This is a genomic window from Citrobacter sp. R-1.5.2 (assembly GCF_035064245.1).
Classification (GTDB): domain Bacteria; phylum Pseudomonadota; class Gammaproteobacteria; order Enterobacterales; family Enterobacteriaceae; genus Citrobacter.
This window is the reverse complement of the sequence record NZ_JASEYC010000038.1, coordinates 1-8,584: the sequence shown is the minus strand read 5'-3', so window position 1 is coordinate 8,584 and position 8,584 is coordinate 1. Positions and strand designations below refer to the sequence as shown.

8 protein-coding genes and 1 pseudogene are annotated in these 8,584 nt (G+C 37.9%); 4 read left to right on the top strand and 5 right to left on the bottom strand.

All coding sequences use genetic code 11. The annotated features are described in order from the left end of the window. Positions 1 to 2 precede the first annotated feature (2 nt). From QMN38_RS27115 to QMN38_RS25985, 3 genes are all read left to right on the top strand, one after another. Positions 3 to 59: an IS1 family transposase gene (locus QMN38_RS27115; protein ID WP_003032489.1), complete on the top strand. Its 57-nt coding sequence runs from the start codon at positions 3 to 5 to the stop codon at positions 57 to 59. 785 nt (positions 60 to 844) lie between these two features. Next, positions 845 to 1,093 (top strand): hypothetical protein, encoded by a 249-nt coding sequence (locus tag QMN38_RS25990; protein ID WP_071444962.1) that lies wholly within the window; start codon positions 845 to 847, stop codon positions 1,091 to 1,093. Next, positions 1,093 to 1,446, top strand: coding sequence for a conjugal transfer protein TraD (locus QMN38_RS25985; RefSeq protein ID WP_071444961.1), 354 nt, complete (start codon positions 1,093 to 1,095; stop codon positions 1,444 to 1,446). The genes QMN38_RS25990 and QMN38_RS25985 overlap by 1 nt, the downstream gene beginning before the upstream one ends. Positions 1,447 to 1,573: 127 nt before the next feature. Here QMN38_RS25985 and QMN38_RS25980 read toward each other — a convergent pair whose 3' ends face one another. Further along, positions 1,574 to 1,972 carry an H-NS family histone-like protein gene (locus QMN38_RS25980; protein ID WP_126320185.1) on the bottom strand — a complete coding sequence of 133 codons (399 nt, stop codon included), beginning with the start codon at positions 1,970 to 1,972 and terminating at the stop codon, positions 1,574 to 1,576. A gap of 180 nt (positions 1,973 to 2,152) precedes the next feature. Between QMN38_RS25980 and pilV the strand changes: the two genes are divergently transcribed. Next, complete coding sequence (gene pilV, locus QMN38_RS25975) at positions 2,153 to 3,682, top strand: shufflon system plasmid conjugative transfer pilus tip adhesin PilV (RefSeq protein WP_124021558.1); 1,530 nt, start codon at positions 2,153 to 2,155, stop codon at positions 3,680 to 3,682. A 144-nt stretch (positions 3,683 to 3,826) separates the two neighbouring features. Here pilV and QMN38_RS25970 read toward each other — a convergent pair whose 3' ends face one another. The 4 genes and pseudogenes from QMN38_RS25970 to QMN38_RS25955 form a co-directional block, all read right to left on the bottom strand. Next, complete coding sequence (locus QMN38_RS25970; protein WP_323606366.1) at positions 3,827 to 4,708, bottom strand: TIR domain-containing protein; 882 nt, start codon at positions 4,706 to 4,708, stop codon at positions 3,827 to 3,829. Positions 4,709 to 4,786: 78 nt separating this feature from the next. Beyond that, positions 4,787 to 6,370 (bottom strand): competence protein CoiA family protein, encoded by a 1,584-nt coding sequence (locus QMN38_RS25965; protein WP_124021560.1) that lies wholly within the window; start codon positions 6,368 to 6,370, stop codon positions 4,787 to 4,789. 294 nt (positions 6,371 to 6,664) lie between these two features. After that, positions 6,665 to 6,922: pseudogene (locus QMN38_RS25960) on the bottom strand (tyrosine-type recombinase/integrase); the annotation flags it as partial. A gap of 8 nt (positions 6,923 to 6,930) precedes the next feature. Beyond that, positions 6,931 to 8,157, bottom strand: coding sequence for a tyrosine-type recombinase/integrase (locus QMN38_RS25955; protein WP_123268189.1), 1,227 nt, complete (start codon positions 8,155 to 8,157; stop codon positions 6,931 to 6,933). Between the last annotated feature and the right edge of the window lie 427 nt (positions 8,158 to 8,584).

Genomic DNA, 8,584 nt, shown 5'->3' with positions numbered 1-8,584 from the left:
CGGTGGAGCTGCATGACAAAGTCATCGGGCATTATCTGAACATAAAACACTATCAATAAGTTGGAGTCATTACCTGGAATATTTTGGTATAACTTATTCATATGAGAATGGAAAGTTTAATCTTTCTGGGCCAATCCGATACTAATTAACTTGATAAAACGCTCTATGAAAATCTGTGAGCGTTTTTAGACTTAGAATGATTGTTTAGAACGCAACAACGTTGTGGCAGTCAAGCTCAACATTAACAAGACCATTTTCTAAGTCAAGACTATAAAATTAGATTGTCAGCTGACTATAATAAAGCCTTTTTTGATGCTTTCATATTGAGCATTTTCTGCGGAACAGTGATATTAAGTTTATCAGAAACGTACTCCTACTCCCTGTCAGGAATAATAAACTTTGGTCCACAACTTTAAGATGTATTAATTACTTGGTATCAGTTATTTTCTTTAGTGATCATGGGCATTCCTGATATACATCATAAATTTTAGTTTTTCACACAGAACAGCTGTTCCAGTAATTCATTGAGGCAAGCAGTATCGCCATCCGATATGAAAACTTTAGTGATCATATTAAGTTATATGGTGTTAATACAGGCATAATTTGCCAAAATAAAATATTTACTATAAAAGAACATAAGAACATGAAATAAACGGGGTGAATATGAATGTCGGTGGGTTATGCGAATCAGAAGTAATACTGATCTGTGTCAATGCTGCATTATGGACTATTAACATTGGCTTTATGAGCATTTGGGTTGTCAGATAAAATATTACACCTTACTTATTGATTTATCTGTAAATTGTGTTAGTACATAATCAGGAAATCAATACAGGGAGGTTTTATGTATAAAAATAATGATGAAGCCATCGATCTCGAAGCAAAACGATTACTTGATAATGGAATCTATACCGATCTGGAAAAGGCATATAGTGAAGCAGAAAAGATAATAACAGAGGTGCGAGTTGAATTTAAAAAGAGGCAGGAAAAAAAACAGTTCCGATCTCGGATTAAATCAATCAAACGAGCACTTTCAGATGATGAGTTCAGGAATAATGTTCCTTATAATCATAGAAATCAATGGAGTAAATAATGAACGATGATGAAATAAAAAATACCTATCTAACAGGTAAAGCCTTTCTGGGGGATAGAAGCAGGGCCGAAATAAAGAAAACACTTGAGCAAAAAATTGCGGGAGCACAAAATAAGCTCAATTATCTAAAAGCGAAAGAAAAAAGAGATAGCAAAAAAGAAAATACACGACAAAAAATAATTCTCGGTGCAGAGGTTGCCAAGGTTTTAAACTGTGATATTAGTGAGGTAGATAAACAATTACTATTTGGTTTGTTGTTGGAGGTTCCATCCTTACATACACATGATATCGAACGGTATAAAATAAATGGAAAAATCTACATCGAAAGAGTTCTCAAAAAATTCAGACCATAAAATCAATTCACGTCCGAACAGCTCTCCGGCTTAAAACTTGTTTTAGGCTGGGGAGCTGTTGACCAAGCCCCAGAGGGTGCGGTAGTCAATTTTTACGGCCATCCGTGGCAATAAATCACAACCAAACTCAGATGGCAAAGTCTTCAAGAGCTTTACCACCTTCGAGTGCAGCAGCAATCGCTTTTGGTGTACGACCTTGACCCGTCCACGTCTTTTCATCACCATTTTCGTCAATGTACTTGTATTTAGCAGGACGAGGAGCACGAACAGCAGCCGGACGAGAAGATTTAGGATTGCCCAGCAGTTCAGATGGATCAATACCATCTTCAAGCAGTTGTGCACGAAGCGCTTCAATTTTGGCCTGACGTTCAGCATTTTGTTGCAGTACAAGTGATTCTTCTTGGCGTCTGTCTTCGACAATAGCAGTTAATTTTTCCAGCATCTCTTCCAGTGTTGCCAGATCTGTTTCTCGTGCCTGAGCGCGAAGGGTACGGATGTTATTAAGTGCTTTAATAGCTTCAGTCATTATCTTTTATCCTGAATGTTTAAGGCCATGAGCAGGATACCATACAAAAGACGATCATGGATCACATTACCCCTTCTAAATTTTATTGTTGATTTTTTATGGACTAGTTCTTAACCAGTCTTGACCTCTTTTTTATTTTTGTTAATTGATTAGTACGTGAAATAAAAAAGGACGATGAAAATGAAAAAGAAAAATAAGAAAGGTTTCTCATTACTGGAACTCATTTTAGTGTTGAGTGCAGGTAGTATGATGGCATTTCTAAAATTTCAAGACATGAAAACTAATCAAGAAAACATGATGGCTGATTCTGTTGGTAATCAGATAAAGCAAATAGGAGAGGCGGCAAATCGCTATATCAGTATCCACTATGACAAGCTATCAACACTTTCTTCAAGTAGCAGTCAGTCAAGTGATCCGGGACCAAGAACATGTACATCTAATAGCTGTGAAATCACATATCAAACATTAGTAAATGAAGGGTTTCTTCCTGTAGGTTATACAGGCATTAACATGCAAAAGTCATCTTACAAAATAGTATTAAAACGTGCAGGGACTGCTCCCAATTTTGTTATCAATGGTCTTATTACAACAACATCGCCTTGGCTGGAAGGCGGTAAATATCGTTATGATTTGTTAGGAAAAGCTATGCAGGTCGCTGGTATTGATAGTGGAATGACGAAATCAGCTACTTTAGTATCAGGTCTACAGGGCGCATGGACAGAAACTTCATCAGCTTTTAATAACATCACTGCAGCGGGTCTACTGGCTTATCGTGTTGGCTACGATTCCTCTATGTATTCTGTGTATTTGCGTCGTGATGGCACATTACCTATGACAGGTAATTTAAACATGGGTAATCAGGACATAAATAATGCCAGAAATATAACGGCAGCGGGAACCACAACTACGGAGGCATTACGAACTAGCGGGGCAGCAGCGATAGGATCAACATTAGACGTTGGCGGTGTGGCAACGTTAAACTCTGATTTGAATGTAGCAGGTAATGGTCATGTCAATGGTAATTTAAATTCTAATAATACCGTATCAGGAACAACCATAACGTCCAGAGGTGAGACCTATACTAATAACTGGTTCAGAACTATGGGAGATGGGGGGATTTACTTCCAGAAATACGGTGGCGGTTGGAATATGACGGACACGAATACCATAACTGCTTACGCAGGTAAAAATATTCAAACAGCGGCGGGATTATATGGTGGTTATGTAAAATCAACAGGAAACATAGACGCTAATGGAACGGTAAATGCTTCATATGTGTGGGCATCAGGGAACCTCAACTCAAATTATGTTCATTCCAATGGTAATATAGATGCCGCAGGGCAAGTTTATGGTGCTGGAGGGGTTGTCTCAGGTGGTAGAACAACAGTTGGAGAGTATCTTCATCTAAATGGAGTGGCCTATGCCGGAAATGGATGTTCTCCTAATGGTTTACAAGGGCGAGCAGTTGATGGTTCTATATTATCTTGTACTAATGGCGTGTGGAAAGAAGGTGGCGGAAGTGTAAATAGAATGTTCATTGTTGTTGAAGGAAAGTGTTATGTTCCAAATAAAGATACCGGCGGTTGTTCTTGTCCAAACGACCCAAATCGTCTAAAACAGATAGAAGTGTCAAGATATAGAGGAAATGAATGTAATAATGGTGGAAGTAACTGTAGAGAGCCAGATAGAAGATTATATACATGTAATTAGGTGACTGGCGGCATTACGAAAAGTTTATTTCCACTGGGGCTGATTTAGTTGCCCCATGTTTGGGAATATATATTCTCTCCAATGTGGAGTTTCCTTTAAGGGAAAATGAAAGGGCCGTTAGGCCCTCTTGTTTAAATATTTATTTCATTTAAGTAATGACTCAAGTTGTTCAGCAATTTCATCAATGGTATTTATCGATGTATTTAATGCCATTTTATCTACTAGTGTAGGGCTGAATTTTAAGATATCAGATTTAGATACTTCGTGCCAGATTGGTAATATTACTTGGTCTTCACCGTTCATTTCTCTGGCAGTCAAACCATTTAATTCATACTCTGTCCAGTCCTTTTTGATAAAGGATTTAGATAAAACAACAACTCCAAACCGAGAGTTTGCTAATCCATAATCGATTGTCTTACGTAGACTTTTACCCCAACCTAAAGAGAATTCGTCATACCATACATTTATCCCTTTTGCTTTTAACAACTCAGCAAGGGGACGGACAAAACTATCTTTATCTTCTGTTGCATGAGAGATAAAAACATCATAACTCTCTAGAATATCTTCTGTCTCATCAGGTTTGTTGATAATTTGACGATTGAAATTATGGCTTGAAGATATTGCTCTTTTTTGTGATTCCAACTCCCTTGTGATTTTTTTCTGATGATCTAACTGTTCTTTTTCAATTTTCTTTTGAGCTGCAATCCTTTTTTTCTGCTCATTATCTTGCTCTTTAAGGAGTTGGACTTGATAACGATGTAAGTCTCCAGTTTTAGTTGCTATTTTTTTATTGATATCTGCTTTTTTAGAACTACATTTTGAAACGTCGTTATTATAACGATTGATTTCTGACATTTTTGAGTTCAAGGTGCTTAATGATATCGATTTAGTGATACTACGTTCTATTTGATTTATTTTCCCTGAAAGTTGAGCTTCTTTACGTTGCTCGTCGGAAAGTTGTTTTTGTAAATTAGCAATGTCTTTTTGTAGTCTGTTGATATTTGACATGGTAGTACTTATTGACATTAGATGTTCTCCCAGACGATATTGTGTGCAATATACTACGTCGCTAATGAATTTTAAAGCTTTCTCTCGATGTTTTAATTACTCCACGGGCTGTAAAAATAATTGCCGTAGTGGGGTTTTCTTAATGATAATATCTCCAGTAGTTATTAATATACCTCTATCAATCAAAGGTTTTAGAGTCTCATGGATTATATGTCTTCTAAAAATAAGATGGCGATGAGGTAATTGAATGGTTTTCTTATTGGCGATTGCCTCTGCTTCTAAAAATATAAATTCAGGATCGAGAGGTAGGATGTTACTCATTTCATCAAATATGTTATAAACAGTAATGCTGCTTCCATTTGGTATATTATCTATTATGTTAAGCATAATGCTAATTATTAAAATTGACCATCTCTGGAACATCCACAGGCTGGGGGATTCTTTCATTTCTTTAAGCATTATAGGTAATTTGGGCCACTTCCTCTGCATGCTCGGAGTAAATAGATTATTGTTTATAAGCCATTTATTCCATGTACTGTAGTCTCTATTGAATAGTTCATCAGTCATGTCTAAATACTCATATGAGCGATTTCTCAATCTATTGCTCATATGAATTGTTAGGGATTTTGTGTGTATATTTTCTTTGCAATTTTTAATGAACTGAGATCGTAGTCGTGATTTTTCTTTTTCAAGTGATGGATATTTCAGCCAGCGCCATTGAGGTTTGTTACTATCTATAGGATAGAATCTTATAATTACACTTCCATCAAAATCATCCATCAGATTCAAATCAAATTCATTTAGTAAATATATTATCCATATATGAAATTCTTTCCCTTTATGCAAGGTGTCTCCACGTAGGATAAAACAATCATCGTTTTTTTGTATAACCGATATTTTATCAACGGCACGATTCTTCTTTTTGTAAAGGCAGAAGCTTTCAGTAAAAACCTCATTAGATTCTTCATAAGTTATATTCTCATGAATGCTTGGCAGGAATATGATTTTATTTTTCAGTATTTTATTGATTGAATTTAGTGTGTTTTTTAATCTTCTTGAATGTCTTTCATTTATTTCTTTTTCAACAGCGAACTCATGACATTCAATCGCTTTAATACACTCAGAGTAATAAAACCATTCATTGGGAACTTGATTGTTTTTAATACGTTGATACCATTCTTCTATCTCGATATCTTCAGAGTATTCAAACGCTAACTCTACTGCATTTATTTTGTTATTTTTAAAGTAACGTACTTTTTCAGGCTCGCATTTGTGTGTTACGCAGATCTCGACGATGTATAATCCAGTATCTGTGTTAAGACAGACATCTGACACATAGGTTCCAATTCTATGTTCTAAGGTTGCGGATAGTATTTTGGTTTTTACTAGTGGTGTTTTTAGCGTGTGATTCTTATACGCAAAAGTCATTTGAGGTATTGTTAATACATCTAAGCTAAGAAAATAATGTTGCATTGCTAAATGCAACTGTGTCATTCGGCAAGCACGTTTTTCAATAAGATTTCTATGGGCGAAATGATGCTTTTTTAATTTTCCACCATTGCGAGCAATTAATTCATCATTACATGACTTACATATGCAATTACACTTAGCTCCATTAGGAACATCATCAATATGCATGATCTGTTTTGTTTCTTTTTCCACAGCATATTCAATGATCACTACAAACTCCATTTCTTTACTATGACTGACTTGTCTAGATTAAATCCTTATATTGAATATGTCTACTGTATAAGGCAACGTAATCCTTAGCTTTCAGGTCTTTATTTGCTGCGAGCAAATTGAGATAGTATAACCATGTCATTAATATTGGTACCTAAATAGCTGTGCGGGATTGTAATCCATTTATAGCGTAAGGCTTTGGCGCTGTTTTCTCTTTCTGCCACGCTGTATCAGGTCTACGATGTATGCCTTTACGCAACATGTTACATGCCAGTCAGCGTAAGTGTAGTGGTATTAGATACAGCTATTTAGATAACAAATCCACCACTGCAACATCAGAAGGAGCTGATCAAGGTGCTTGGCCTTGTGGGTATAAGCAGCACGGACGCTATTGCTTTCCTTATGGCTCATTTGAAGCGCTACAGCGTCTTCTGACCACAAACCTGACTCAATTAAGGCACTACAGGCCAGCGTGCGAAAACCGTGTCCACAGATGTCCTGCTTCGTGTCATAGCCCATATTGCGAAGGGCTTTGTTGATGGTATATTCAGACAGAACAGCTAAACATGGGTAAGACAATAGCCCGACCACTCATCCATTAACGCCACACGCTTAGGCCATAACGTCCCACGTTGATATGCAGCCTCAGCCTTATCAGCTAACTGGTGAGCCAGCGCATGTTCAATCACCTCACGCTGATGATCTGTTGTTTCACCAGCCCAATCACGAAATGTTGAACGGAAGCCATGCTGTGTCAAACCACTGTGTCCCATCCGTTTCAATACAGCCAATAATGACATATCAGATAGTTGTCCACCTCTTGGGGCAGGGAATACGAGATTATTGTCCTTAAAGCGCGGTAAATCCTTTAACAGGACAATGGCTGCATCAGACAGTGGAACACGGTGTTCTTTCCCAGCCTTCATTCTGTTAGCGGGTATAGTCCATGTTTTACCTTTCAGATCTATCTCTGACCATTCAGCGCCACGGATTTCACCAGAACGGGCGACGGTCAGGATGGAAAACTCAAGTGCTCGTGCTGAAATGCCAGCTCGTTTCTGTAGTTCAGAGATGAAGGGTTTGATCTCACTGTAAGGCAATGCTGCATGATGCTTTTGTTGCTGAACCTTGCTTGGCATTGGCAGGAGAGGCTTAAGCATACCTTTCCATGCTGCAGGGTTATCACCTTCAAAGTATTCTTTCGCTTTTGCGTAATCGATGATCGCTTCAATACGACCGCGAAGACGACTGGCAGTTTCATTTTTCGTTAACCAGATCGGTTCAAGTATCGCTAATAGGTCAGTCTTTGTAATCTCAGCGATGGGTTTTTGAGCAATAACAGGATAAGCATACGTTTCCAGCGTGGACCGCCATTGAGCAATGTGTTTTTGGTTCTTTAGCTCTTTGGTTTTAATTGCGATAACGTCTTCAGCACAGCTTGCGAAGGATTTGTTCTTGTGCGCCAGACGTTCCTGATGCGCTTTTTGGGCGTGTTTTTCTGCAAGAGGGTCAATACCATTACGGATTTGTTTACGCAGCTCACGAGCTTTGTCACGCGCTTCCGCTAATGAAACTTCAGGGTAGGGGCCAAGACCCATGTTTAAACGTCTCGGAACGGTTCTTCCTAGAGCATTAACTCTTACTCCCATAGCGACGCAAAGCACCCATGAACGGGACTGGCCTCTGTTTCGAAGATACAGGCCGTCAACGCCACCGACGGCAAAAGAGCCTTCTTTTTTTAACTTAGCAACTGCTAGTCCGGTGAGTTCTTTTGCTTTTTTCGGCATAGTAAATCCTGTCATACAAACCGCCATGCATAAGGTACTGCATAAAATGTCAGATTTTTTCGAATGTAGCAAGACGTCCTCGAACAATCTATTTTGACAACACATTGTTTATTAATGATAAAAAATTACTTTTTCTGGCATTCTCGGACATTGATTTGGCGGACTACGCTTCCGCCAAACATGAACCCCAGGTAACTTAGTTACCTGGGGTTTTTTCGTTTCTGACGTGATGAGCGATACTATCGTGCCCTGGTTCCTGCATTTTGTGGATTAAACAATAGTGAGCGACGATTCCTGACAGCAATACGATAATATATCCAATCTATTTTTTATTTCCCTTCTATTTACTAATTCTATATATGAATTTCTCTCTGGTTTTTGATGGGGTTTTTCATATTTTAAGTGTTGATGTACATCAAATTAAAAT

Coding starts and splice junctions, on each gene's coding strand:
- QMN38_RS25970 (WP_323606366.1), bottom strand. CDS start 4,708: ATGTCAATAAGTACTACCATGTCAAATATCAACAGACTACAAAAAGAC.
- QMN38_RS25955 (WP_123268189.1), bottom strand. CDS start 8,157: ATGCCGAAAAAAGCAAAAGAACTCACCGGACTAGCAGTTGCTAAGTTA.
- QMN38_RS25985 (WP_071444961.1), top strand. CDS start 1,093: ATGAACGATGATGAAATAAAAAATACCTATCTAACAGGTAAAGCCTTT.
- QMN38_RS25980 (WP_126320185.1), bottom strand. CDS start 1,972: ATGACTGAAGCTATTAAAGCACTTAATAACATCCGTACCCTTCGCGCT.
- pilV (WP_124021558.1), top strand. CDS start 2,153: ATGAAAAAGAAAAATAAGAAAGGTTTCTCATTACTGGAACTCATTTTA.
- QMN38_RS25990 (WP_071444962.1), top strand. CDS start 845: ATGTATAAAAATAATGATGAAGCCATCGATCTCGAAGCAAAACGATTA.